The following is a 26,061-nucleotide window of genomic DNA, read 5'->3' on the forward strand; positions in this document are numbered from 1 at the left end:
TCTCAGTTCAAACATCTTTGGGTTTTTAAGAAACCCTAAACTTGGCTCAGCAATCGTTGGTTACATCTTTGATTTCTCGCGGAGTAACTTGTGATGCTGATAATCTTGTTGACTATCAGTCTGACTCCACAAGCACCCACACGAATTGCTTGATTCAGTTGTTAAAGAGCGGTTGGTTAAGATCTTTCGTCTCAACCGAGGCGCGCATTCTACAGCAGCCTCTGTTGCTGTCAAGCGGTTATTTTCAGAAGYTTTCAAAGTTTCCTTTGTAACTTCAACCACTTGCGCTTTCGATCTCTCGTCAGCGGGAGGCGAATTCTACAGCGTTACACGCTGCTGTCAACACCTCTTTTTCAACTCCTTTCGGGCTTCGATGAACYGAAGCCGCTTGCTGCCGAAAACTGCGTAACTCTTTGTTTACCAAGGAGTTTTCCGTTTCGACTGCGCCGGAAGTGGGGCGAATTATAGACACCCAGAATCTGCCGTCAACCTTTAATTACGCCTTTCGTACAGACGGTGCCTTTTTAGCCACTAAACGCGGGATTCGACGGGTAACTACCGGTATACGCAGCACTAATAGCAACACCCCTATAGAGGCATACACCACCCACTCCTTCAGGTCGGCACGGACGATCCACAACATATGCAGCAACCCAAGCCCGAGAATCACATAGACCAGGCGATGCAGCTTCTTCCAGCGAGCGCCCAAACGCCGCTGACTGTAGCGATTGGAGGTCACCGCCAACGCCAGCAAAAACAAGAATCCCAATGTACCGACAATAATGTACGGCCGTTTGCGCAACTCAACACCCAGTTGCGACCAGTCGAACCCAAGGATGAACGCCGTATAGCCGCTTAAATGCAAAACCACATACGCGAAGCACCACAAACCGATCTGTCTTCGCACCGCAATCCACCCCGCCCACCCGGTGAGTTTTTGCAGGGGCGTCAAGCTGAGGGCAATGAGTAGCAGAACAAGCGTACCCAACCCCAACCGGTCAACCAGCACCTTGCCCGGATCAGGCCCCAGCACATCCGCCCACGCCTGATACAACCAGAGTAGCGGCCACACCGCTGCCGCAATGAAGACGCCAATACGCCAAACCGGAAAACGCATCAGTAGTTCTTCCGCAAATCGAGCCCTGTATATAGAGAGGCGACTTCATCCGCGTAGCCGTTGAACATCTGCGTGTCCCGCACATTCGGCTTGAACAGACCACTGGGCAGACGACGCTCCCGCGCCTGAGTCCAGCGCGGGTGATCAACCATGGGATTCACATTTGCGTAAAAACCATACTCATCCGCAGCAATGCTCTGCCATGTCGTTTTCGGCTGCTCGCTGACCAGACTGATACGCACAATGGATTTGATGCTCTTGAAGCCGTACTTCCAGGGCACCACCAGGCGTAGCGGCGCTCCATTCTGATTAGGCAGTTCACGCCCGTACATGCCTACCGCAAGAATCGCCAGCGGGTTCATCGCTTCATCCAGACGCAGCCCTTCTACATATGGCCAGTCAATCAAGGCAAAGCCTGACCGCTGCCCCGGCATACTCTTGGGATCTTCCAGGGTTTCGAAACGAATGTACTTCGCCTTTGAGGTCGGCTCGACTTGCTTGAGCAAGGCCGAGATGGGGAACCCGATCCACGGAATGACCATCGACCACGCTTCAACACAGCGAAGACGATAGATCCGCTCCTCTAACTGGTAAGGCTTCATGAAGTCTTCCAGCGTATACCGCCCCGGCCTGCCCACCTCTCCATCCACCACCACGCTCCACGGCTCAGTCTTTAACGCCCCCGCATTGGCAGCAGGGTCGCCTTTATCAGTACCGAACTCATAGAAGTTGTTGTAGTAGGTCGCATCTTTGAAGGGCGTAATCGCTTCGTCCTTGACGGCGACCGCACCCCATTTAGTAGAAGGAAGCTTTTCGGCAAACCAGGAAGGCGCCTTGCCAGGCTCGACATCCGCATAGCGCGAAGCCTCCTCGGCACTCGCCCAGCGCGGCAAGCTACTGAAAGCCAAACCTGCAACGGCGGCACCGAGAACATTACGACGAGATAGATAGAAAGATTCAGGCGTGACGTCCGACTCATGGCAGTCAGACGCTTTGGGTACTTTGATCAGCATGGCAACTCCGCAGCTTTGGAGAACAGATGCACCAATAGACTGCGGAGTATGGGGGAAATTACATCACTCGGCGTTTTTGTGCCGACGAAGGCGCAACAGGTATTGCACCGGGCCGGAGGCCGCGTAAGCGAGGAAAACCAGCAACAGAATGCGTGGCGGATCGCTGAAGACCACAGCAAACACCAGCACCACCGCAAGGATCGCCACAAAAGGTACGCGCCCTTTCAAGTCCAGCTCCTTGAAGCTGTTGTACTTGATGTTGCTGACCATCAGCATGCCGGCAGCCGCAACCATCAGCGCAACCAGGAAGGACATCTTTGATCCCTGAATGCCGTAGTCGCTGAACGCCCAGACAATCCCGGCAACCACACCCGCCGCCGCCGGACTGGCCAGGCCGATGAAGTAGCGCTTGTCCGCGGTGCCGACCTGAGTGTTGAAGCGCGCCAGACGCAACGCCGCACCCGCCACATAAATGAAGGCAACCATCCAGCCGACCTTGCCCATATCACCCAAGGCCCAGCCAAACGCCAGCAATGCCGGCGCAACACCAAAGGCGACCATGTCCGACAGCGAGTCGTACTCGGCACCAAAAGCGCTCTGGGTATTGGTCATGCGCGCCACGCGGCCATCGAGACCGTCGAGTACCATCGCGACGAAAATCGCGATCGCGGCGAAAGCAAAGTACTTGCTCGCATTGACCGAATCACCGGCACTCAACGCCGCCTGGGCGCTCATCGAGTTGATGATGGAGTAGAACCCTGCGAACAGGTTCGCAGTGGTGAACAGATTCGGCAGAAGATAGATACCACGATGCCGGACTTTGCGACCTTCAGCGTCATGCCCTTCTTCGATGTGCTCATCGATGGGCAGCAGGCTTTCGGCGTCAGAAGCCTGGTTTGGCTCTTCGGGGCGTTCGCTCATGGACATTACCTTGCAACAGGATGGAAAGTTTTCGACAGGTGTCTGGGACGACGGTTCGGCCACAAACGATGCAGCTTTATACCAGAAGCGGCGATCCAAACGAAAAAACGCGGCCTAGGCCGCGTTTTCCGTACAAGGGCGTGACTTAGTTTTTGGCTTTGTCGACGATCTTGTTGGCACCGATCCACGGCATCATGGAGCGCAGTTGCTCGCCGATGATCTCGATACCGTGAGCGGCGTTGTTACGACGCTTGGCGGTCATCGAAGGATAGCCGGTTGCGCCTTCGCTGATGAACATCTTGGCGTATTCGCCGTCCTGAATACGTTTCAGGGCGTTGCGCATGGCCTGACGGGACTCGGCGTTGATCACTTCCGGACCGGTCACGTACTCGCCGTACTCAGCGTTGTTGGAGATCGAGTAGTTCATGTTGGCGATACCGCCTTCGTACATGAGGTCAACGATCAGTTTCAGTTCGTGCAGGCACTCGAAGTAGGCCATTTCCGGCGCGTAGCCAGCTTCAACCAGGGTTTCGAAACCGGCTTTAACCAGTTCAACAGTACCGCCACACAGAACGGCTTGTTCGCCGAACAGGTCGGTTTCAGTCTCGTCCTTGAAGGTGGTTTCGATGATGCCGGTACGACCGCCACCAACGCCAGCAGCGTAGGACAGCGCAACGTTCTTGGCGTTGCCCGAAGCGTCCTGATAGATAGCGATCAGGTCAGGGATGCCGCCGCCTTTGACGAACTCGGAACGCACGGTGTGGCCCGGTGCTTTCGGCGCGATCATGATCACGTCGAGGTCAGCGCGCGGAACAACCTGGTTGTAGTGAATCGCGAAGCCGTGGGAGAAGGCCAGGGTGGCGCCTTTCTTGATGTTCGGCTCGATTTCGTTCTTGTACAGGGCAGACTGGAACTCGTCCGGGGTCAGGATCATGACCAGGTCGGCAGCCGCAACAGCGGAAGCAACGTCGGTCACTTTCAGGCCGTGAGCTTCGGCTTTGGCAACAGTGGCCGAACCTTTACGCAGACCAACAGTCACGTCAACGCCGGAATCTTTCAGGTTGCACGCTTGAGCGTGGCCCTGGGAACCGTAACCGATAATGGCAACTTTCTTGCCCTGGATGATGGACAGGTCGCAGTCTTTTTCGTAATAAACTTTCATGAAATTCCCCTATATATCCAGGCCGTTCAGGCCATTCGCTAATTTGGTTTAGATGCTGAGTACTTTGTCGCCGCGGGCAATACCGGTTACGCCGCTACGGACGGTTTCCAGAATCGATGCAGTGCCAATGGACTGAATGAAGCTGTCGAGCTTGTCGCTGGTACCGGTCAATTGAACGGTATACACGCTGGCGCTGACATCGACGATCTGTCCACGGTAAATATCGGTAGTGCGCTTGATCTCGGCACGCTGGGCGCCGGTAGCCTTGACCTTGACCAGCATCAGTTCGCGCTCGATGTGAGCACTCTCCGAAAGGTCGACCAGTTTGACCACTTCGATCAGCTTGTTCAGGTTCTTGGTGATCTGCTCGATGACTTCATCGTGGCCGACGGTGGTCAGCGTCAGACGCGACAGAGTCGGGTCTTCGGTGGGTGCCACGGTCAGGCTTTCGATGTTGTAGTTGCGCTGCGAGAACAGGCCGACTACACGAGACAGAGCGCCCGGTTCGTTTTCCAGAAGCAAGGAAATAATGTGTCGCATGATTAAGTACGCTCCGTCTTGCTCAGCCACATATCGCGCATGGAGCCGTCTTTGATCTGCATCGGGTAGACGTGCTCGCTGGTGTCGACCGAAACGTCGATGATCACCAGACGATCCTTCATGGCGAACGCCTCTTCCATCTTCGTCTTCAAATCTTTCGATTCGGTGATACGCATGCCGACGTGGCCATAGGCCTCCGCCAGCTTGACGAAGTCAGGCAGCGACTCCATGTAGGAGTGCGAGTGTCGGCTGCCGTAACTCATGTCTTGCCACTGGCGAACCATACCCAGAACGCCGTTGTTCAGGATCACGATTTTGACCGGCAAGCCATATTGCAGACAGGTGGACAGTTCCTGAATGTTCATCTGGATACTGCCCTCGCCCGTCACACAGGCGACATCCGCATCCGGGAAGCTCAACTTGATGCCCATGGCCGCCGGGAAACCGAAGCCCATGGTGCCCAATCCACCGGAGTTGATCCAGCGGTTCGGCTTGTTGAACTTGTAGTACTGCGCCGCGAACATTTGGTGCTGACCCACGTCGGAGGCCACAAAGGCATCGCCATTGGTGACTTCGCACAGGGTTTCGATCACGGTCTGCGGCTTGATGACGCTGCCGTCGCCCTTGTCGTAAGGGAACAGGCCACGATCACCGCGCCATTCGTCGACCTGCTTCCACCAGCTGGCAACGGACTCCTTGTTCGGGGTCTCACCGATTTCCTTGAGGATCGCGACCATTTCGGTCAAGACGCTCTCGACCGGGCCGACGATAGGCACGTCTGCCTTGATGGTCTTGGAAATCGAAGCCGGGTCGATGTCGATGTGGATGATCTTGGCATTCGGGCAGAACTTGGCTGGGCCGTTGATCACGCGGTCATCGAAGCGGGCGCCGACTGCAAGGATCACGTCCGCATGGTGCATCGCCAGGTTGGCGGTGTAGCTGCCGTGCATGCCGAGCATGCCGATGAACTGACGGTCGGTGCCAGGGTAGGCACCCAGTCCCATCAGGGTATTGGTCACTGGCAGGTTGAGCATCTTCGCCAATTCGGTCAGCGGCGCGGAGCCACCACCCAGAACCACACCGCCGCCGGCGTACATCACTGGACGCTTGGCCGCCAGGAGCATTTCTGCCGCCTTGCGGATTTGCCCGGAGTGACCGCGAACGGCCGGGCTGTAGGAACGCAGCTTGGCTTTCTTTGGGAAGATGTATTCGAACTTCTCGGCCGGGTTGGTCATGTCTTTCGGAATATCGACAACGACCGGGCCCGGACGACCGGATTGCGCCAGGTAGAACGCTTTCTTCATGACTTCCGGGATTTCCGATGCGTGCTTGATCATGAAGCTGTGCTTCACGATCGGCCGGGAGATACCGATCATGTCGGTTTCCTGGAACGCATCAGTGCCCACCATGCTGCTAGGCACCTGGCCGGAAATGACCACCATCGGAATGGAGTCCATGTAGGCCGTGGCAATACCGGTGATGGCGTTGGTTGCGCCCGGGCCGGAAGTCACCAGTACCACGCCGGCTTTACCGGTGGCACGGGCATAACCGTCAGCCATATGGGTCGCAGCCTGCTCGTGACGAACCAGGATGTGGGTCACTTCCGGTTCTTTGAACAGGGCATCGTAGACATGAAGAAGAGCACCACCCGGGTACCCGTAGATATATTTGACGCCTTCGTCACGCAAGAAGCGGACGAGCATCTCACCGCCAGATAAAAGCTCCACGTTGTTCACCTCTAAAACGCCAGAATACCGCCCACAAAAACGGGGACGGGTCTTAATAGGTTTACTTCTCAGCAGAGCATGAGCGACGGTGGTCGCCGACTACGTCAGCACTGACTGAGCAAGTATTGGGATCGTCCCAAGTGTTGCGGGCCTTTCCCACCCAGCGCGAGGTAACGCGTTGCGGGTGTAACAAGTCGGCGCGGATGTGCGCCTCATGATCTGCTGAGTGGGTCTGCTTCTGGCAGTCCCTCTACAGCGGACTTTGGATTCTTCTGTTTCGTCCTCTGCAAGTCAAGTCGTCAATGTGCTTTATTGAAGTAAGCACATGAGAAAGCAAGAAAAAATCGCCAAACAACGACTGTGTTAGCTTCGATTGCGCAACTCAAGACTAGGAAATGGCATGCGAACGATCTTCTTCACGGTCAGCCTGCTGATCAGCCCTTTATGCATGGCGGGCCAGATCTACAAATGGGTCGATGTCCAAGGCGTGACTCACTTCGATTCACAACCACCCCAAGGACAGGAAGCCGCCACCCTGGTGACGCCCTCCTCTTCTGCCAGCAAACCGGACACGCTGCCAGGCAGCAGCGCCATCGGTAATCAACAGGACATCGACAACACCGTAAAAAAGCAGGTCGCCGAGCAGCAAGCTCAACTCAACGCATTTTGCGTGCAGGCGCGGACGAACCTGGCTCGACTGCAAAACAATCCGCGACTTCGGGAGGATGTGGACGGCGAGATGCGCCGCCTGACCGACCAACAACGTCAGGAGCGCATCAGCGAAACACAGAAACAGATTGCGGATAACTGCTGTAGGAGCCGAGCTTGCTTGCGATGAGGGCATAGCACTCAACAGATTTGTTGAATGTTTCACCGCTATCGTCGGAACGCCGCCCGGAGCAAGCTTGGCTCCTACAAAGGATCGGAGTTAGCGGGAGGCAGTGATCAGCAGGTCGAACTCTTTGAGCAGCACTTGCAGCTGCCGATCCTTGCCTTGGACATTGCGCCCGGCGAAGACCATTTCGGCCATTTCCTGAATGCCCGAAGCGTTAGGCAGCGGTAAATCCTGTTCCAGGATCATCTTCATGCGCGGCAAGAAGATCCATTGCAGCCACTGCTCGAAATCCAGCGTATCGACAGAAAAAGGCTCGACACTGGAAAGCGCTTCAGCGGAGGGCGACACATCATCCCACCAACCCTGCACGCGCAGTTCACGCTCAATCAGCAGCAACTGCTCGGCAATCTTCGGGAAACGTGAGTCCATCACAGCGCTACCTTGGCCTTCTGACGGGCCAATGCTGCGCCGGCAGAATCACCTTGTTTGTCACGCGCCTGGGCAATCAAATCCCAAAGGCTGGCTTGAAGATCCGGACGGCCATTGGCGAACGTCAGACCACGACGAGCGAATTGTTCAGCCTGCGCGGCATCCCCTTGAGCCATGCGCACCTGAGCCAGGCGATAAAGCACTTGCGGCTCACGCGGCGCGACTCGCTGAGCACGCTCCAGACTGGACGAAGCACCGTTGAGGTCGCCGCTTGCCTGTTGCTGCTGAGCCGTGGTCAACAACGCCAGCACCGGACCATCCAGCTGCTCGTCGGCTGACAGACCGCCAGCGCTCGCCGAAGGAATTCCGCTCGGCGTCGGCGGCATGCTGTAACTGCCCTGATTGATCGGTGCTGACTGGACCGGCGACGTGTCGATCGGCCCAGGAGTAATCGGGCCCGGCGTAATTGGCGAGGTACTGATCGGCGCAGAGGTGGCGGCGCCGCCACCCGGGACCATCACCACTACACCGGTGTCGCCTTGCGGAATCGCCTGGGTTTGGGATTGGGTTTGCGCTTGCGCAGGACGCTTCACAGTCGACTTGCGAAAGCCACCATTCGCCGAAATCCGCTCACTGTTGGACACAGCCGTGCCGGCATCCTCAACCGGAATCGAACCACGTTGTACGGTGGAGCAACCGCTGAGCAACGCCACGGTGACAACCGCTGGTATCAACCACTTGTTCACTTGAATCCCTCTTTGCTTAATTCATCCAGCCCTTGACCCAATCCATCACCGTTTCACCGGAAGCAGGGCCTTCGCCACCACAAGCCGCACCGGGAGGTGGTTCGCTGCCGCGAATATACGGCATCTGTACAGCGCCTGGGCAGCCCGCATCGGAGCCTTGCCCGGTACGCGAATCGACCCAGGCTTGAACTACGTTGTCCGGCTGCGGCATGTCCAGCGGCAGCGGATCGGCCTTACGCATGAAACTGGTCCAGACCTGCAAGGCACCGGTGGCACCCGTAAACGGCGTCTTGCCGTTGTCATCGCGGCCCAGCCAGACCACCGCCAGCAAGTCCTGACTGAAACCGGCGAACCAGCTGTCCCGGGAATCGTTACTGGTACCGGTCTTGCCGGCCAGGGTCAGGGTCTTCGGCAACACGTTATAAACCGAACTGCCGGTACCTTCACGCATGACCCGCTGCATGGCGCTCTGGATCAGGTAAATGGATGCCGGGTCAAAACGCTGCTCGATCTGGAACGGATAGCGCTTGAGCGGTTCACCTTCGGCGGTCAATACGCTACGAATCCCGCGCATCGGCGTATTGAAACCACCGTTGGCGAGGGTCTGGTACATGGTCGCCACTTCAATCGGCGTCATGCCACCTGCGCCCAGCAACATCGACGGGAACGCCGGAAATTCGCGAGTCACGCCCAAGCGAGCCAGGGTTTTGAGGACATTCGGTACACCCATTGCCAAGCCGAGACGCGCGGTCGACAGGTTGTAGGAATGCGCCAGCCCCTGATACAGGAAAACCGTACCGTGGGAACGGTGATCGTAGTTCTGCGGTTTCCAGACCTGACCATCCGCGCCTTTGACCGAGAAGGATTCGTCCGACAGCCAGCTGGTCAGAGTGTATTGAGTGGGTTTTTCAAGAGCCGTCAGATAGACCGCCGGCTTGATCAACGAACCGATGGGGCGTACCGCGTCCAGTGCACGGTTGAAACCGGCAAAACTGGCCTGACGGCTGCCGATCATGGCCTGGACCTCACCGGTTTCCGGGTTGGTCACGACCATGGCCGCTTCAACTTCATCGGAACCCTTGCGACCGGACAGACGCTTGAAGGTGTCGTTGACGGAGGCTTCGGCTTTCATTTGCAGAATCGGGTCGAAGCTGGTGAAGATCCGCAGCCCTTCTTCGGTCAAGTCTTCGTCGCGGTAGTCTTCGCGCAACTGGCGTTTAACCAGATCGATAAAGCCCGGGAACGAACTGTCGGCCAGCTTGCCGCGGGTTGTCACACCCAGTGGCATTTTCTTCGCGGCAGCGACCTGCTCAGCGGTGGCGACGCCTTGTTGTTCAAGGACATCGAGTACCAGATTGCGTCGCTCCAGCGCTCGCTCAGGATTGCGACGCGGGTTGTAATAGGATGGCCCCTTGACCATCCCCACCAACATGGCAACTTGATGCAGTTTCAGTTCGGACAACGGCTGCCCGAAGAAGAACTGGCTGGCCAGACCGAAACCGTGAACCGCGCGCTGACCGTCCTGACCGACGAACACTTCATTGAGGTAAGCCTCAAGAATTTCTCGTTTGTCGTAATGCAGCTCAAGCAACATCGCCATCATGGCTTCGGTGAGTTTGCGCGACAGGCTGCGTTCACTGGTCAGGTAGAAGTTCTTGACCAACTGTTGTGTCAGCGTACTGCCGCCCTGGGTCATCTTGCCGCCAGAGGTGTTGACGTAGACGGCTCGGACAATCGACTTGGGTGACACGCCCCAGTGGCTATAGAAATCCCGGTCTTCCACGGCAACCAGGGTTTCCAGCAGATAAGGCGGCACCTGATCGAGTTTGATCAGGATGCGGTCTTCCAGGTTTTTCGGGTAAATCCCGCCGATCATCAGCGGCTCCAGCCGCACTACCGAAAGCTTCGAACCGTCGGTCGCCGAGAGCTCCGCTACATAGTCACCGGAGAACCGTACGCGCACGGGCTGGGGCTTTTCCAGGCCTTCATAGAACTGGAAGCCACGGGTGTTCAAATCGACGGTATTGCCGTTGACCGACGCAGCGCCCGGGCCGTTGCTCACGCTTTCACGTCGGTAGCCCAAAGCGTCAAGCTCTGTGAGGAAGTCATCCTTGCTCAGCTTCTGGCCGGTGAACAGCTCAAGCGGGCGCGCATACACCTTGGCCGGGATAGTCCAGCGCTTGCCGGAGAATTTTTCCTGGACGATAGCGTCGAGGTAAACCGCGAATCCGGCGAGCACGACGAGGCCGACCAGACTGAGTTTAAGGGCCCAGCCCAGCCACGGGCTCAGGCCCCTGGAAGGTGGTTTTTTTGGAGTGCGGGGGGATCGAGTACGAGTCATGGCGGCGGATTATACGCACTTTATTCATACTCAACAGGCGCCCTCCAAGGTTTGCGTCAGGCGGACTTGCGGCCATAATGGCGGCCTTGAATTTTTCCCAGACTCTGAAGGATCGCCTGTGAGCCAGTCCCTGATCGCCGCTCTGCAAAACCCGGCCCTCTACCCGCATCCGGTAGACGGGTTCCAGGTCATCGAAACCCATATTTCCTGGGTCATCCTCACAGGCCCCTTTGCTTATAAAGTGAAGAAGCCAGTGAATTTCGGCTTCCTCGACTTCTCCAGCCTCGACGCCCGCGAGCACTTCTGCGGTGAAGAACTGCGATTGAACCAGCGCCTGACCAACGATTTATACCTGGAAGTGTTGCCAATCACCGGCAGTGCCGAAGCACCACAACTGGGCGGTGAAGGTCCGGTCGTCGATTTCGCCCTGAAAATGCGTCAATTCCCACAAAGCCAGCTACTCAGCACCCTGCAGGCCAATGGCGAACTGACCACCGCGCACATCGACGAGATGGCTGCGCAGATCGCTCAATTCCATCTCAATGCGCCGAAAGTCCCTGCCGAACACGAAGCTGGCACCCCCGACAGCGTCATGGCGCCCGTGCGTCAGAACTTCGAACAGATCCGTCCGTTCCTCAGCGACAAGGCCGATCTGCTACAACTCGATGCCTTGCAAGCTTGGGCCGAAAGCAGCTTCGAACGTCTCAAGCCACTGTTCGCCCAGCGCAAGGCCGAGGGTTTCATTCGTGAATGCCACGGTGATATCCACCTGGGTAACGCCACCGTGATCGATGACAAGGTCGTGATCTTCGACTGCATCGAGTTCAACGAACCGTTCCGCTTCACCGACGTCTACGCCGACACCGGCTTCCTGGCGATGGACCTGGAAGACCGTGGTCTGAAGTGCCTCGCGCGCCGTTTCGTCAGCCAATACCTGGAGCTGACCGGCGATTATCAGGGCCTTGAACTGCTGAACTTCTATAAAGCCTACCGCGCACTGGTTCGCGCCAAGGTCAGCCTGTTCAGCATGCCGGCCGAAGCCGATCCGGTACAGCGCGCCACGACCCTGCGCCAGTACCGCAACTACGCCAACCTCGCGGAAAGCTACAGCACCATTCCTTCGCGTTTCATGGCGATTACCCACGGCGTGTCCGCCGTCGGCAAGAGCCACGTCGCCATGCGTCTGGTCGAAGCACTGGGCGCCATTCGCCTTCGCTCGGATGTAGAACGCAAGCGTCTGTTCGGCGAACAAACCGTACCGAATGACCCGCAGGCCGGCATTTATAGTGCCGACGCCAGCACCGCCACCTACAGCCGTCTGCATGAGATTGCCGGAGTTATCCTGCGTGCCGGTTTCCCGGTGGTGATCGATGCCACTTACCTCAAGCGCGACCAGCGCGACGGCGCGGCAAAAATCGCCGAGGCCACCGGTGCACCGTTCCTGATCCTCGATTGCAATGCACCGCAAGCCGTAATCGAGAGCTGGCTGGCCCTGCGCCAGGCAGACAACAAGGATCCATCCGACGCCAACCTGGCCGTTATCCAAACCCAGCAAGCCAATCGTGAACCGCTGACGCCAGCAGAGATTCTGTGCAGCAAGCGTGTCCAGACCAATGAAAGCGGGACCCTCGACACGGTCGTTGCGCAAATTCGTCAACGCATGCCAGGCCTGTAAAACTATTTTCAGCCGTGAAGCCTCCACTGGCTTCACGGCTGTCAAATAGTGGCACTACACTGGCGTCATAAAACCATCAGGTGATGCGACATGAGCCAGCCCAAATTTCTCGACACCCAGCTGTATGCCTTGCTGCACAAAGACGACATCACAGGCTTCAACAACGAACGGCCCAAAGACGGACCTATCGACATGGTCGGTGGCGATTTCCGCGGCTTGGACTTGCGCGAGCTAAACGCTGATGGCGTCGACTTTACCGATGCCTATTTCCGTTCCGCGGACTTGCGCGGCATCGACTTTCGCAACGCATCCCTCGAAGGTGCCAGCCTTGCCCACGCACAGATCTCCGGCGCGTACTTCCCGCCAGAGCTGAGCGCAGATGAGATCTTGATGTCGATGAACTTCGGCACTCGCCTGCGTTATCGCACTCGCTAAAAACGACGTGTTACCTGACAAGTCCAGCGCCCCCGCTTTGCGCTGGACTCCGTGTTTGCTCCCGACAGCTAGACTTCCAGTACCCACCCCATTGCGTTCGCCGAAATTCACCCAAGTTGAGTTTGCTTCTTAGAAGCTTTTACGTCGAAATCAACCAAACAATCACGCTTTTCCTACTGATGGCTACACTCCTGAGAAGTTCGCACACACGCCGTTCGGCCGTCGCAAGGAGGCTCGATGAATGATGAGCTGCAACACCTGAAGAATCTTGGCAAGACGTCGGCGCAGTGGCTGCATGCCGTGGGTATCCACAGCGCCTCGGATTTGCGTCGCCTTGGGGCGGTGGATGCGTATCGGGCCGTGCGTACTCGCGGGTTTCGGGCGTCCAAGGTGTTGTTGTATGCAATCGAAGGCGCATTGATGGATGTGCACTGGAACGACATTCCAGCCGAGCGCAAAGAAGACTTGAACAAACAACTGGAAGCGATTTCGTCCCGCCACAAGGCTTGAGGCATTGATTTCGCCAGGCGCCGTGATTACTCAGTGATTACTGAGTTTTGAAACAGGTTGACGATGCATTTAAAAGAAATCAAAAAACAGCGGTTGACATGGTAATGAGAATCGATATTATTATCACAACTGGTCGCGAGACTGGTCGATATTTGAAAAGCCCTTGGTTCGGACTCTCAGATATCTCCTCATCAGGCTAATCACGGTTATTTGACCCGGCTCTTGCCGGGTTTTTTTTGCCCGTGAAAAACCCGAACGTTATTTGCCGAACTGCTGACGCATCTGCGCGCAATAATCCTGAGGCGGTGAAGCGGGGGTGTACCAGACGTAATCGGCCATTGCTGCTGTTACCACGGCCCCCTGCTCTGCCAGCATCAATACCGTCGGCGCTTGGGCCTGGCCCAAATCCAGCACATGGATCGGCACGCCAACGTCCTTGCGCGCGTGATAGGCACCGGCAAACAGTAGTGAGGGCGTCGGGGCTGCCAGCAAACGCTCAGCCATTCGCCGATCTCGTTGCTGCTGGACCGCCAACATGGCGGGCATTTGTGAAGTGGGCAGCAAGCCGCAATGGGAGTCGCTGATCTGTGCCAGCAACACTTCTTTGACCGACGCTGCATTGGACCGCGAACCGCTCAATGCCGGCGGTTTGGCGTAGACCGCACGAACCTCGAGGTTATCCAGATTGGCCGCGAGCAGCGGATAAGGCTGAGTCAGCGCGAAACGTACGATCGGCCCGTACAGGTCCCAGTCCCAACCCTCCTGCCAAGCCAAAGCAGCAGGCAAGTTTTCCGGTGGTGTCGAGGCATGACGAACATCATCGACGCGCTGTTGTTGATCGGGCGTAAGCATTTCCAGGAGCAAACTGCCTTGTGGCCGCCGCTCACCCAGCGACTGCAGCAACCACAGTTGCAGTTGGTGGTGATCGTGATTGTCATGCTGCTCACCGACGATCAGCCGCGAAGGCTTGGCAAGTCGTTCGATCAGTTCCTGCGCCGTCAGAGTTTCACCCGTACTCAGGTCCCGAATGTCAGCGCTGACCGGCGGTGGCTCCGAGACATGCTGGCAGGCACTGAACAGCAGTACGGCCAACAGTAAAATTCCACGCATGTTCACCTCGATGAAAAGTATCAGCGGGCGATGATCAGCGGATGCCCACGCTCCGGATGCTGCTGGACCAATACTTCCAGCCCGAACACGGCTTTGAGCGGCTCGGGTTTCAGGACCTGTTCCGGCGTATCCAGTGCCACCGGACGCCCACCCTCAAGCAGTAACAGACGATCACAATAACGCGCCGCCAGGTTCAGATCATGCAAGATGACCAACACGGCCGCGCCACGATCGGCAAATTCGCGCACCGCTTGCAGCGTGGTGTGCTGATGCAGCGGGTCGAGCATCGAGGTCGGCTCATCGAGCAACAGCGTCTGCCCCGCCTCGCCCGGCCAGAGCTGCGCCAGCACCCGGGCCAGATGCACCCGCTGACGCTCGCCGCCGGACAACGCCAGATAGCTGCGACCACTCAGGTGTCCGGCATCGGCGGCGTGCAACGCGGCAGCGACAATCTCGTCATCGCGCACCCGACCGCTTTGATGGGGCAAACGCCCCATACCCACCACTTCTTCGACGCGAAAGGCAAAGTCCAGGGTCGACACCTGCGGCAGCACCGCCAGACGTTGCGCGCGCAACGCGGCGGCCCAGTGACGCAACTCGCGATCATCGAGCCAGACGCTTCCCTGATGGGCGTGCAATTCGCCGCACAAGGCACTCAGCAAAGTACTTTTGCCGGCGCCATTGGGGCCGAGCACGCCAAGCACTTCGCCAGGCAGGAGCTCAAGCGTGATGTCCGTCAGCACAGTCTTGGCGCCGCGACGGATTTGCAGGTTCTGCGTGCGCAACATCAGGCGCGCCTCCGGAGCAACAAGAACAGGAAAAACGGCGCACCGATAAAGGCCGTGACGATGCCGATCGGTAGTTCGGCGGGCGCTAGCGCCAGTCGCGCCACCAGATCGGCAAACAACAGAAGACTCGCACCTGCCAGAACCGAGGCGGGCAACAAAACTCGATGATCGGGACCGGCCAGCAAACGCACGAGGTGCGGCACCACCAGCCCGACAAATCCGATCATCCCCGCCGCCGCCACCGCCGCGCCAACCCCCAGCGCTGTGCAGAACACCAATTCGCGCTTGAGCCCCTCGACGTTAATGCCCAGGTGACCGGCCTCCGACTCCCCCAGCAACAACGCATTCAAGGCCTTGGCTCGACGCGGCAACCACATCGCCACGCCCGCACTCACCACCAGCAATGGCCAGAGTCGCGCGTAACTGGCGCCATTGAGGCTGCCCAAATTCCAGAACGTCAGCGTACGCAGGGTCGCGTCGTCAGCCAGATAGGTGAACAACCCCACCGCCGAACCCGCCAGAGCGGTCAATGCGATACCGGCCAGCAGCATCGTCGCGACGTTCGTCTGGCCGTTTCGTCGGCCCAGTCGATACACCAGCGCCGTCACCCCCAAGCCACCGAGAAACGCACATACCGACAGCAGATATGGCCCGAACGACTCGGGTAGGCCGCCAAACATTGACCCGCCCACAATCGCAATGGCCGCACCCAATGCTGCGCCGCTGGACACCCCGACCAATCCCGGATCGGCCAGCGGGTTACGAAACAGGCCCTGCATCGCCACACCGGTCAGCGCCAGCACGCCGCCCACCGCCAGGCCCAGTAAGGTTCGCGGCAGACGGATCTGCCCCACGATCAATTCGGCTTGCTCCAGACCGTCCGGCGCAATCGGCAATCCGACCAGGCGCAACGCGGCGTGCAAGGTGTCGAGCAACGGCAAACTGACCGGCCCCAGTGCCAGCGACAGCCAGATCGCCAGCAAACACAGAAGGCTCAGGCCAATGAACAGTGCACGAGGTTTAACCAGGACGGTCATTGGCCGGCCGTGCCAGGAAAGAACCCGCCAGACAGCTTTTTCAGGCTTTCGGGCAACCGTGGTCCCAGCCCGCCCACCAGCAACGTCGGATCCAGCTCTATGACTCGACCGTCCCTCGCCGCGCGGGTCGAGGACAACATCGTGTTTTCCTTGAGCAACGCTACACGCGCCGCTTCCCCTACCCAACGTTGCGGCAACTCGGCCGCTGCGCCATGGTGACTGACGAAAAGTCCGACACAGAGCGCAGCAACGCGGGTACTCAGGCGCATAAACAGCTTCCTTTACAGTTTTCCCAGGCATCGAGATGACAGGCCAAGTATTCTCGGCCTCTGGCACCTGCGCCCGAAGGGCAAGGCAGCCATTTGATAATTGTTTGCATTTGAACGTCAAGCTCGGACATTTCTGGTCACGAGATGCATTGAGGATATACATGAAGTTTCTTTGCACAGGTGCCGAATTGGCTGACGCCAGCAGTCGCGGTTTCGACATCGAAGGGCAGAAGCTCTTTGCCGTACGCCGCGGTGGCCAGGTCTACGTCTACGTCAATCGCTGCCCGCACCGCGGGGTTGGCCTGGAATGGACGCCAGACAGCTTTCTCGACCCCAGCAACAGCCTGATCCAGTGCGCCACCCACGGCGCACTGTTTCTGATCGAAGACGGCGAATGCGTTTCCGGCCCCTGCGCCGGTCAATCGTTGACCGCCGTGCCCTGCCGTGAAGACGCGCAAGGTATCTGGGTCAGCCTTTAGCCGTTGAGCAGCACGTCCAGGCGCCGATCAACCACCATCTCCTCATGGGTCAAACGCACGCCATAGGCCAGCACCTCGACCCCACACGCCACGGCCTCACGCAAGGCCGCCGCGTAGGCCGAATCGATTTCTTCTGCAGGACGCACGGCTTCGATGCCACTCAGATTGACGCAATACAACTGAACCGCACGAATCCCGTCCCGGGCCAAGTGCGCCAGTTCGCGCAAATGCTTGGCCCCGCGCTGGGTCACCGCATCGGGAAACGCGGCCACCGAGGAACCGTCGAAGCCCAGGGTGACGCTTTTGACTTCAACATAAGCCGGGCCGTTGGGGTAATCGAGACGGAAATCGATCCGGCTGCTTTCCTGGCCGTAGGCGACTTCGCGCTTGAGCTCGGTAAAACCGTTCAGCTCACTGATCACACCGGCGCGCAGTGCCTCTTCAATCAATCCATTGGCTCGCCCGGTATTGACGCAAAACAAGCGCCTTTGAGGGGTTTCGCCGACTTCCCAGGTGCCGGGCAACTTGCGCTTCGGGTCGTTGGAGCGGCTGAACCAGACCTGCCCACCTTCAACCTGGCAATTGAGCATCGAGCCCGTGTTGGGACAATGAATAGTCAGCAACTCGCCGCTAACGGTTTCGATATCGGCGAGAAAACGCTTGTAACGACGGATCAAGCGGCCTTCTTCGAGGGGAGGCTGAAAACGCATCAGCCTTGCCAGCTCTTCAAACCGTGAGCGATCCGCTCGACCGCTTCCTGCAAGCGCGGCAGGCTTTGGGTGTAGGCAAACCGCACATGGTGCCCAGCGTGAAAACGCCCGAAATCCAGTCCCGGGGTAATAGCCACATGTTCAGTTTCGAGGAAGTGCCGGCAGAACGCGAAGGCATCACCGCCAAACTTGCTGATATCCGCGTACAAATAGAACGCGCCCTCCGGTTCCACGGCAATGCCAAAACCCAATTCACGCAAGGCAGGCAGCAGGAAATCGCGACGACGACCAAATTCGGCGCGGCGCTCTTCGAGAATACTGATGGTCGCCGGCTCAAAGCAGGCCAATGCGGCGTATTGGGCCATGCTGGGCGCGCTGATGTAGAGGTTTTGCGCGAGCTTTTCCAGCTCGCCGACAGCCGCCTCCGGCGCGACCAGCCAGCCGAGACGCCAGCCGGTCATGCCGAAATACTTGGAAAAGCTGTTCAGCACAAATGCGTTGTCATCGACTTCCAGCACGCTGGCGGCATCGGTGCCGTACGTCAGGCCGTGATAGATCTCGTCCACCACCAGATGGCCGTGTCGCAGCTTGATCGCCGCAGACAAGCCCGCCAACTCGTCGCGAGTCAGGATCGTCCCGGTCGGATTGGCCGGGGAAGCCACTAACGCGCCGACGCTGTCGTGGTCCCAGTGACGCGCGACCAGATCAGGGGTTAGCTGATAACGCACCTCCGGACCTACAGGAACAAGCTGCGCCGCACCCTCCACCAGCCGCAGAAAGTGCCGGTTGCAGGGGTAACCGGGATCCGCCAACAGCCAGTGCTTGCCCGGGTCGACCAGCAAGGCGCTGGCCAGCAACAAGGCGCCCGAACCGCCGGGGGTGATGAGGATTCGTTTGGGGTCAATGTTCAACCCATAACGCTGCTGATAGAAACTGGAAATGGCTTCTCGAAGCTCGGGAATGCCCCGCGCAGCGGTGTAACGGGTCTTCCCCGCCGTCAATGCGGCCTGGCCGGCCTGAATGATCGGCTCGGCGGTGGTGAAGTCAGGCTCGCCGATTTCCAGGTGAATCACGTCGTGCCCAGCGGCTTGCAGTTCATTGGCCCGCGCCAGCAACGCCATGACGTGGAAAGGTTCGATTGCACGACTGCGGGCACTGTAGGACTGAGCCATTAGCCTTCCTTCAACAGAGAAAAAAATCAATTCTACCCAAGCGCAGGAACGAGCGAGAGCTTAAAGCGGTCAGACGCTTTAGCACCTGACCATAAACGACTCAAACGAGTATCCCAAGTTTGACTAAAATCAATATTTGATCAGGTCTCCAACACCACCAGACAAGGCTTTGCAATGATTTGCAAGGGCCCCGAGCCACTACTTCAACATCCGGGAGTAGCGCGCCCCGATTTGATCTGGTAAGTTCGCCCGCTTGCAGCCGCAGGGCCGGCAGGTGTCGGTGATGGAGCAATCCTGCGCAGATGGATTACAAGAGTAGAGGCGGTCCATTTCATGCCCACCCAAGCAAAGCAGCAAAACCAGTCGATCAGCGGCTTCGAACCCTACAAAGAAGTGAAGGGCGAGGAGTACATGGGCAAGCCCATGCGCGCGCACTTCACCAAGATCCTGAACAAGTGGAAACAGGACTTGATGCAGGAAGTCGACCGTACTGTTGATCACATGAAAGACGAAGCGGCCAACTTCCCGGACCCGGCAGACCGTGCCAGCCAGGAAGAAGAATTCAGCCTCGAGCTGCGTGCCCGCGACCGCGAGCGCAAGCTGATCAAGAAGATCGACAAGACGCTGCAACTGATTGAAGACGAAGAATATGGCTGGTGCGAGTCCTGCGGCGTCGAAATCGGCGTCAAGCGACTGGAAGCCCGCCCTACCGCCGACATGTGCGTTGACTGCAAGACCCTGGCGGAAATCAAGGAAAAACAAGTCGGCAAGTAATATCGACTTGAACGAAGAACGGAGCGTGCGAACGCTCCGTTTTTGTTTCTGAAATTTGCTTCAGTGCCCCCTGTGGGAGCGAGCCTGCTCGCGAAAGCGGTGAGTCAGTCAACGAATGTGTTGTATGTGAAACCGCTATCGCGAGCAGGCTCACTCCCACAGGGACTCGCGCACGACCAGAGATGTAACATTCGTCCATGACCGCCACGACTTCCACTCCCTACATCGGGCGTTTCGCCCCCACGCCCAGTGGACACCTGCATTTCGGTTCGCTGGTCGCCGCACTGGCCTCGTACCTCGACGCCCGCGCGGTGGGTGGCCGTTGGCTGATGCGCATGGAAGACCTCGACCCGCCACGGGAAGAACCCGGCGCTCAGACAGCGATTCTCAAGGCACTTGAAAGCTACGGTTTTGAGTGGGACGGCGAAATGGTCCGTCAGAGCGACCGGCACGAGGCTTACGCTGAAGTGCTCAATCGCCTGTTCAATCATGGCCTGGCTTACGCCTGCACCTGCTCGCGCAAACAATTGGAACCCTATCACGGCATTTATCCGGGGCTGTGCCGCAACGCCGGCCACGGCACAGAAAACGCAGCGATTCGCTTGCGCGTGCCCGAACTGGAATACCACTTCATCGACCGCGTGCAAGGTGAATTTCGCCAGCATCTGGGTCGCGAGGTGGGCGATTTTGTGATTCGCCGTCGCGACGGGCTCTACGCTTATCAACTGGCCGTCGTGTTGGACGATGCCTGGCAAGGCATCACCGACATCGTGCGTGGCGCCGACCTGCTGGATTCCACGCCGCGCCAGCTCTATCTGCAAGAACTGCTCGGCCTGCGCCAACCGCGTTATCTGCACATCCCGCTGATTACCCAGCCCGATGGCAACAAACTCGGCAAATCCTACCGCTCGCCGCCGTTGACCGAAGACCAGGCGACACCTTTATTGCTGCGCGCATTGCGCGCACTCGGGCAAAACCCCGCTACCGAACTGGCTTACGCCAGCCCACGGGAAGTGTTGAACTGGGGCATTGCCCACTGGGATGCGGCGCTGATCCCGCGCACACTGAACCTGCCCGAGGCACAACTGCAGTGATCGCACTTGCAGTGGCGCGCCCATCCGTTACCATCGCCGCACGTTTTCGGGCACGCGCATAAAAAAGAGAGGCCGGGATGTACATCTATCGCTTGGTCCTGCTCCTGGTAGTGGGGATTTACCTGTTCTCCCCGGCCATCATGGATTGGTGGATCGACGCCACTGGCGCCTGGTATCGCCCTTATCTGCTCTGGCTGATTCTGATCGTCGTGACCTTCATCCTGCAGAGTCAAAAAGATGCCGATGAGCTTTAGCCTGACCCAGATGATCCTGATCAGCGCCGCGTACCTGGCGGTGCTGTTCGGCGTGGCCTGGGTCAGTGAACGGGGCATGATCCCCCGGGCGATCATTCGCCACCCGTTGACCTACACCCTTTCATTGGGCGTTTACGCCAGTGCCTGGGCGTTTTACGGCACAGTGGGCCTGGCCTATCAGTACGGCTACGGTTTTTTATCCAGCTACCTCGGGGTCTCAGGCGCATTTTTGCTGGCGCCGGTGCTGCTGTACCCGATTCTGAAAATTACCCGCACCTATCAGCTGTCGTCGCTGGCCGACTTGTTCGCGTTCCGCTTTCGCAGTACATGGGCTGGCGCGCTGACCACGGTCTTCATGCTGGTCGGCGTGTTGCCGCTGCTGGCCTTGCAGATTCAAGCGGTCGCCGACTCCATCAGCATTCTCACCCGCGAACCGGTGCAGCATCGGGTCGCCCTGAGCTTTTGCGCACTGATTACCCTGTTCACCATCTTCTTTGGCTCGCGCCACATCGCGACCCGCGAGAAACATGAAGGCCTGGTGTTCGCCATTGCCTTCGAGTCGGTGATCAAGTTGATCGCCATCGGCGGTGTCGGCCTGTATGCGTTGTACGGCGTGTTCGACGGCCCGCAACAGCTGGAACTGTGGCTTCTGCAAAACCAGACCGCCCTCGCCGCCCTGCACACGCCGCTGCAAGAAGGGCCGTGGCGGACGTTGCTGCTGGTGTTCTTCGCCTCGGCGATTGTGATGCCGCACATGTATCACATGACCTTTACCGAAAACCTCAACCCGCGCTCGCTGGTCAGTGCCAGCTGGGGCCTGCCCCTGTTCCTGCTGCTGATGAGCCTGGCAGTGCCGCTGATTCTCTGGGCTGGCCTGAAACTCGGCGCCACCACCAATCCCGAATACTTCACGCTGGGCATCGGCATTGCCGCCAACAGCAAAGCCTTGGCGCTGCTGGCGTATGTCGGAGGTTTGTCGGCGGCAAGCGGTCTGATCATCGTCACTACCCTGGCGCTGTCCGGGATGGCACTGAACCATCTGGTGTTGCCGCTCTATCAGCCGCCGGCCGAAGGCAACATCTACCGTTGGCTGAAGTGGACCCGTCGGGCGCTGATCGTTGCGATCATCATGGCCGGCTACGGCTTCTACCTGCTGCTGGGTACAGATCAGGATCTGGCGAACCTCGGCATCGTCGCGTTTGTCGCCACGTTGCAGTTCCTGCCGGGCGTGCTCTCGGTTCTGTATTGGCCGACCGCGAACCGCCGTGGCTTCATCGCCGGTTTGCTGGCAGGGATTCTGGTATGGCTGGTAACGATGTTGTTGCCGCTGGTGAGCAATCTTCAGGGTTTCTACATCCCGCTGCTGAACATGATCTACGTGCTGGACGACACCAGTTGGCACATGGCGGCGATTGCCTCGCTGGCGGCCAACGTGCTGATGTTCACCCTGATCTCGCTGTTCACTAACGCCAGCCCGGAAGAAGCCAGTGCCGCCGAAGCTTGCGCCGTGGACAACGTGCGTCGCCCTCAACGCCGCGAATTGCACGCCGCTTCCCCTCAGGAATTCGCTACGCAGCTGGCAAAACCCTTGGGCGCCAAGGCGGCACAGAAAGAAGTCGAACAGGCACTGCGCGATCTCTATCTGCCGTTTGACGAGCGCCGGCCTTATGCCTTGCGCCGCTTGCGCGACCGCATCGAAGCCAACCTGTCCGGCCTGATGGGCCCGAGTGTGGCGCAGGACATGGTCGAAACATTCCTGCCGTATAAGGCGGGCGGCGAGAACTATGTCACCGAAGACATTCACTTCATCGAAAGTCGCCTTGAGGATTACCACTCGCGCCTGACCGGCCTTGCCGCCGAACTCGATGCCCTGCGCCGCTATCACCGCCAGACCCTGCAGGAACTGCCAATGGGCGTCTGCTCGCTGGCCAAGGATCAGGAAATCCTCATGTGGAACAAAGCCATGGAGGAGCTGACCGGGATTGCCGCGCAGCGTGTGGTCGGTTCGCGCCTGAGCACGATTGCCGATCCATGGAAAGAACTGCTGCAAGGCTTCATCAACCTGCCAGACGAACATCTGCACAAACAGCACCTGGCCCTTGATGGCCAGACCCGCTGGCTGAACCTGCACAAAGCGGCGATCGATGAACCGCTCGCACCGGGCAACAGCGGCTTGGTGTTGCTGGTGGAAGACCTGACCGAAACCCAGATGCTCGAAGACAAACTGGTGCACTCCGAGCGCCTGGCCAGCATCGGTCGACTCGCGGCGGGCGTGGCCCATGAAATCGGCAACCCGATCACCGGCATTGCTTGTCTGGCGCAAAACCTGCGCGAAGAGCGCGAAGACGATGGCGAGCTGAAGGAAATCAGTGGACAGATCCTGGAGCAGACCAAGCGCGTGTCACGCATCGTCCAGTCGCTGATGAGCTTCGCCCACGCCGGCAGCCACCAGCAAAGCGACGAGCCCGTCTGTCTGGCCGAAGTGGCTCAGGATGCCATCGGCTTGCTGGCGCTGAACCGACGCAATTTCGAAGTGCAGTTCTATAATTTGTGCGACCCCGATCACTGGGTCGAAGGCGATCCACAGCGACTCGCCCAAGTACTGATCAACCTGCTCTCAAACGCCCGCGACGCCTCGCCTCCCGGCAGCGCGGTGCGGGTTAAAAGCGAAGCCGGCGAACACACGGTCGACTTGATCGTGGAAGACGAAGGCAGCGGTATTCCGAAGAACATCATGGACCGATTGTTCGAACCTTTCTTCACCACCAAGGATCCTGGCGAAGGCACCGGTCTGGGCCTTGCACTGGTCTATTCCATCGTTGAAGAGCATTATGGACAAATCACCATCGACAGCCCGGCTGATATTCAAAGCCAACGCGGCACCCGTATCCGGGTGACCTTGCCGCGTCATGTCGAAGCGACGTCCGCTGTGAACTGAGACCGTCGAGAGTATCGAATCAATGCCGCACATTTTGATCGTCGAAGACGAAACAATTATCCGCTCCGCCTTGCGCCGCCTGCTGGAACGTAACCAGTACCAGGTCAGCGAAGCCGGTTCAGTGCAGGAAGCACAAGAACGCTTCACTATTCCCACGTTCGACCTGATCGTCAGTGACCTGCGCCTACCCGGCGCGCCTGGCACCGAGTTGATCAAACTCGGCCAAGGCACACCTGTGCTGATCATGACCAGCTACGCCAGCCTGCGTTCGGCGGTCGACTCGATGAAGATGGGCGCGGTGGATTACATCGCCAAGCCTTTCGATCACGATGAAATGCTTCAGGCCGTCGCCCGCATCCTGCGCGACCGACAATCACTGCCAGCCAACGGCGAACCTGCCGCTGGCAAAGCTGGCAATGGCGCCGCGAAAGCTGGCGTCGACAACAGTAACGGCGAAATAGGCATTATCGGTTCGTGCCCGCCGATGCAGGACCTCTACAGCAAAATCCGCAAAGTCGCGCCAACCGATTCCAATGTCCTGATTCAAGGTGAATCCGGTACCGGTAAAGAGTTGGTGGCTCGTGCCCTGCATAACCTGTCCAAGCGCGCCAAGGCACCGATGATTTCGGTGAACTGCGCGGCCATTCCGGAAAGTCTGATCGAGTCCGAGCTGTTCGGTCACGAAAAAGGCGCGTTCACGGGCGCCAGCGCCGGGCGTGCCGGTCTGGTGGAAGCGGCAGACGGCGGCACCCTGTTCCTCGATGAAATCGGCGAATTGCCCCTTGAAGCCCAGGCCCGCTTGCTGCGCGTGTTGCAGGAAGGCGAAATTCGCCGGGTGGGCTCGGTGCAATCGCAGAAGGTCGACGTACGCCTGATCGCCGCGACTCACCGGGACCTCAAGAGCCTGGCAAAAATCGGCCAGTTCCGTGAAGACTTGTATTACCGCCTCCACGTGATCGCCCTGAAGCTGCCGGCCTTGCGCGAGCGCGGTGCGGACGTTAACGAAATCGCCAATGCCTTCCTGGCGCGGCAGAGCGCGCGGGTCAACCGCACCGATCTGAAATTCGCCCCGGATGCCGAACAAGCAATTCGTCATTACACTTGGCCAGGTAACGTTCGTGAGCTGGAAAACGCCGTCGAGCGCGCGGTCATTCTGTGCGAGAGCCCGGAAATTTCGGCCGAGCTGCTGGGTATCGACATCGAACTGAGTGGCCTGGAAGAGGATGAGTTCATCGGCCTGGCAGCACAGCAGGGCAACAATGGCGGTAACTCCAGCCATGAGCCGACCGAAGACCTGTCACTGGAAGACTACTTCCAGCACTTCGTCCTCGAGCATCAGGACCACATGACCGAAACCGAACTGGCCCGCAAACTCGGGGTCAGCCGCAAATGCCTGTGGGAGCGCCGTCAGCGCCTGGGCATCCCGCGGCGCAAGACCGGGGTCGCCAGCGAAAGCTGAATGGCACCTGTCTGATGCGCGGGTAACACATGACTTTCTGAAAAAACTGTTACCTCAGATTTTTCACGTAACAGAAGCCGGGGCTTACGGTAACGAAGCCCCGGTTTTTTTGGGCCTGAAAAAGCCCCACCGACCGACCTAACTCCTTGTTTTACTGGGGTTCGCAAAAGTTGGCACGCACCCTGCAATATGTTTGGTACAAGAACAATAACAAGCAATGCATAACATAATAAAAATAAGACGAATCGACTCACGCACAATAAAAACAAGACGGCGAGAGGCGCAGCTAACTGATTCTTTTGGAGAGGCGTTGTATTTGGGGGATCGCCCCACGACCAGGCCGAGAATAATAAAAAACTGTCCTAAGACAGTGCCTGAACTGGTTGGATCGCAAGATCACTGCAGCACAGCGACCAAAGCAATCCGTTTGCTCTTGGCTCCCGATTGGGAGGGTCATGAAAGAAAATTTTCATGACGAGGGCACTTAACAAAAACAAAAAGCCCGAAACCAATAATAAAAATAGAG

General features: G+C 58.3%; 24 protein-coding genes and 1 pseudogene. 10 read left to right on the forward strand and 15 right to left on the reverse strand.

Annotated elements, in window-relative coordinates:
- Positions 1–496: 496 nt before the first annotated feature.
- The 6 genes from msrQ to AC1DWM_RS01205 form a co-directional block, all read right to left on the reverse strand.
- Positions 497–1,117, reverse strand: a complete 621-nt coding sequence (gene msrQ / locus AC1DWM_RS01180) for a protein-methionine-sulfoxide reductase heme-binding subunit MsrQ (RefSeq protein ID WP_477794466.1) — start codon at positions 1,115–1,117, stop codon at positions 497–499.
- On the reverse strand, positions 1,117–2,130 hold the full coding sequence (gene msrP, locus AC1DWM_RS01185; protein ID WP_477794467.1) for a protein-methionine-sulfoxide reductase catalytic subunit MsrP: 1,014 nt from the start codon (positions 2,128–2,130) through the stop codon (positions 1,117–1,119). Before msrP ends, msrQ begins: the two co-directional genes overlap by 1 nt.
- Positions 2,131–2,193: 63 nt before the next feature.
- Positions 2,194–3,051 (reverse strand): CDP-diacylglycerol--serine O-phosphatidyltransferase, encoded by an 858-nt coding sequence (gene pssA / locus AC1DWM_RS01190; protein WP_007948646.1) that lies wholly within the window; start codon positions 3,049–3,051, stop codon positions 2,194–2,196.
- 145 nt (positions 3,052–3,196) lie between these two features.
- Positions 3,197–4,213 carry a ketol-acid reductoisomerase gene (ilvC, locus tag AC1DWM_RS01195; protein ID WP_007948647.1) on the reverse strand — a complete coding sequence of 339 codons (1,017 nt, stop codon included), beginning with the start codon at positions 4,211–4,213 and terminating at the stop codon, positions 3,197–3,199.
- Positions 4,214–4,261: 48 nt separating this feature from the next.
- The gene (ilvN, locus tag AC1DWM_RS01200; RefSeq protein ID WP_003176102.1) at positions 4,262–4,753 is read right to left on the reverse strand and encodes an acetolactate synthase small subunit; all 492 of its coding nucleotides are present in this window, start codon (positions 4,751–4,753) and stop codon (positions 4,262–4,264) included.
- A 2-nt stretch (positions 4,754–4,755) separates the two neighbouring features.
- Entirely contained in the window at positions 4,756–6,480 is a 1,725-nt protein-coding gene (locus AC1DWM_RS01205; protein WP_477794468.1) for an acetolactate synthase 3 large subunit, read from the reverse strand.
- A 400-nt stretch (positions 6,481–6,880) separates the two neighbouring features.
- Here AC1DWM_RS01205 and AC1DWM_RS01210 point away from each other — a divergent pair, with 400 nt between their 5' ends.
- On the forward strand, positions 6,881–7,318 hold the full coding sequence (locus tag AC1DWM_RS01210; protein WP_223515696.1) for a DUF4124 domain-containing protein: 438 nt from the start codon (positions 6,881–6,883) through the stop codon (positions 7,316–7,318).
- Positions 7,319–7,408: 90 nt separating this feature from the next.
- Here AC1DWM_RS01210 and AC1DWM_RS01215 read toward each other — a convergent pair whose 3' ends face one another.
- Genes AC1DWM_RS01215 through mrcB form a run of 3 tightly spaced genes read right to left on the reverse strand, consistent with a single transcriptional unit; the run spans position 7,409 to position 10,831 of the window.
- Positions 7,409–7,744 carry a YqcC family protein gene (locus AC1DWM_RS01215; RefSeq protein ID WP_223515693.1) on the reverse strand — a complete coding sequence of 112 codons (336 nt, stop codon included), beginning with the start codon at positions 7,742–7,744 and terminating at the stop codon, positions 7,409–7,411.
- A complete protein-coding gene (locus tag AC1DWM_RS01220) occupies positions 7,744–8,490 on the reverse strand; it encodes a tetratricopeptide repeat protein (RefSeq protein WP_223515690.1) in 747 nt (248 codons plus the stop codon). Before AC1DWM_RS01220 ends, AC1DWM_RS01215 begins: the two co-directional genes overlap by 1 nt.
- A gap of 16 nt (positions 8,491–8,506) precedes the next feature.
- Positions 8,507–10,831, reverse strand: a complete 2,325-nt coding sequence (mrcB, locus tag AC1DWM_RS01225) for a penicillin-binding protein 1B (RefSeq protein WP_223515688.1) — start codon at positions 10,829–10,831, stop codon at positions 8,507–8,509.
- 118 nt (positions 10,832–10,949) lie between these two features.
- On the opposite strand from mrcB, the gene AC1DWM_RS01230 reads away from it, so the two are divergent.
- The 3 genes from AC1DWM_RS01230 to AC1DWM_RS01240 all read left to right on the forward strand — a co-directional run bounded on the left by AC1DWM_RS01230 (position 10,950) and on the right by AC1DWM_RS01240 (position 13,451).
- A complete protein-coding gene (locus AC1DWM_RS01230) occupies positions 10,950–12,506 on the forward strand; it encodes a bifunctional aminoglycoside phosphotransferase/ATP-binding protein (RefSeq protein WP_223515685.1) in 1,557 nt (518 codons plus the stop codon).
- A gap of 90 nt (positions 12,507–12,596) precedes the next feature.
- Entirely contained in the window at positions 12,597–12,941 is a 345-nt protein-coding gene (locus AC1DWM_RS01235) for a pentapeptide repeat-containing protein (RefSeq protein ID WP_223515683.1), read from the forward strand.
- A gap of 237 nt (positions 12,942–13,178) precedes the next feature.
- Positions 13,179–13,451, forward strand: a complete 273-nt coding sequence (locus tag AC1DWM_RS01240) for a TfoX/Sxy family protein (RefSeq protein ID WP_223515680.1) — start codon at positions 13,179–13,181, stop codon at positions 13,449–13,451.
- A 258-nt stretch (positions 13,452–13,709) separates the two neighbouring features.
- Here the strand turns inward: AC1DWM_RS01240 and AC1DWM_RS01245 are convergent, their stop codons facing one another.
- The 4 genes and pseudogenes from AC1DWM_RS01245 to AC1DWM_RS01260 form a co-directional block, all read right to left on the reverse strand.
- Positions 13,710–14,561 (reverse strand): ChaN family lipoprotein, encoded by an 852-nt coding sequence (locus tag AC1DWM_RS01245; protein ID WP_477794469.1) that lies wholly within the window; start codon positions 14,559–14,561, stop codon positions 13,710–13,712.
- 20 nt (positions 14,562–14,581) lie between these two features.
- Positions 14,582–15,349 carry a heme ABC transporter ATP-binding protein gene (locus tag AC1DWM_RS01250; RefSeq protein ID WP_223515674.1) on the reverse strand — a complete coding sequence of 256 codons (768 nt, stop codon included), beginning with the start codon at positions 15,347–15,349 and terminating at the stop codon, positions 14,582–14,584.
- A complete protein-coding gene (locus AC1DWM_RS01255; protein ID WP_477794535.1) occupies positions 15,349–16,332 on the reverse strand; it encodes a FecCD family ABC transporter permease in 984 nt (327 codons plus the stop codon). The genes AC1DWM_RS01250 and AC1DWM_RS01255 overlap by 1 nt, the downstream gene beginning before the upstream one ends.
- Positions 16,333–16,382: 50 nt before the next feature.
- Positions 16,383–16,565, reverse strand: a pseudogene (locus AC1DWM_RS01260) (hemin ABC transporter substrate-binding protein); the annotation flags it as partial.
- 251 nt (positions 16,566–16,816) lie between these two features.
- Here AC1DWM_RS01260 and AC1DWM_RS01265 point away from each other — a divergent pair.
- Entirely contained in the window at positions 16,817–17,134 is a 318-nt protein-coding gene (locus AC1DWM_RS01265) for a Rieske (2Fe-2S) protein (protein WP_477794470.1), read from the forward strand.
- Here AC1DWM_RS01265 and sfsA read toward each other — a convergent pair.
- Positions 17,131–17,844: a DNA/RNA nuclease SfsA gene (gene sfsA, locus AC1DWM_RS01270; protein ID WP_477794471.1), complete on the reverse strand. Its 714-nt coding sequence runs from the start codon at positions 17,842–17,844 to the stop codon at positions 17,131–17,133. The two genes, AC1DWM_RS01265 and sfsA, sit on opposite strands and share 4 nt — an antisense overlap.
- Positions 17,844–19,016: a pyridoxal phosphate-dependent aminotransferase gene (locus AC1DWM_RS01275; RefSeq protein ID WP_477794472.1), complete on the reverse strand. Its 1,173-nt coding sequence runs from the start codon at positions 19,014–19,016 to the stop codon at positions 17,844–17,846. The genes sfsA and AC1DWM_RS01275 overlap by 1 nt, the downstream gene beginning before the upstream one ends.
- A gap of 333 nt (positions 19,017–19,349) precedes the next feature.
- Here AC1DWM_RS01275 and dksA point away from each other — a divergent pair, with 333 nt between their 5' ends.
- The 5 genes from dksA (at position 19,350) to AC1DWM_RS01300 (ending at position 25,535) form a co-directional block, all read left to right on the forward strand.
- The gene (gene dksA, locus AC1DWM_RS01280) at positions 19,350–19,790 is read left to right on the forward strand and encodes an RNA polymerase-binding protein DksA (protein WP_007902025.1); all 441 of its coding nucleotides are present in this window, start codon (positions 19,350–19,352) and stop codon (positions 19,788–19,790) included.
- Positions 19,791–19,987: 197 nt separating this feature from the next.
- Positions 19,988–20,884 (forward strand): tRNA glutamyl-Q(34) synthetase GluQRS, encoded by an 897-nt coding sequence (gene gluQRS / locus AC1DWM_RS01285; protein WP_223515658.1) that lies wholly within the window; start codon positions 19,988–19,990, stop codon positions 20,882–20,884.
- Between the two features lie 77 nt (positions 20,885–20,961).
- On the forward strand, positions 20,962–21,138 hold the full coding sequence (locus tag AC1DWM_RS01290) for a hypothetical protein (RefSeq protein WP_003176118.1): 177 nt from the start codon (positions 20,962–20,964) through the stop codon (positions 21,136–21,138).
- Positions 21,122–24,076, forward strand: coding sequence for a sensor histidine kinase (locus AC1DWM_RS01295; RefSeq protein WP_223515656.1), 2,955 nt, complete (start codon positions 21,122–21,124; stop codon positions 24,074–24,076). The genes AC1DWM_RS01290 and AC1DWM_RS01295 overlap by 17 nt, the downstream gene beginning before the upstream one ends.
- 22 nt (positions 24,077–24,098) lie before the next feature.
- A complete protein-coding gene (locus AC1DWM_RS01300) occupies positions 24,099–25,535 on the forward strand; it encodes a sigma-54-dependent transcriptional regulator (RefSeq protein WP_477794473.1) in 1,437 nt (478 codons plus the stop codon).
- The last annotated feature ends 526 nt before the right edge of the window (positions 25,536–26,061 follow it).

The organism is Pseudomonas sp. P4_C8, from assembly GCF_056401975.1.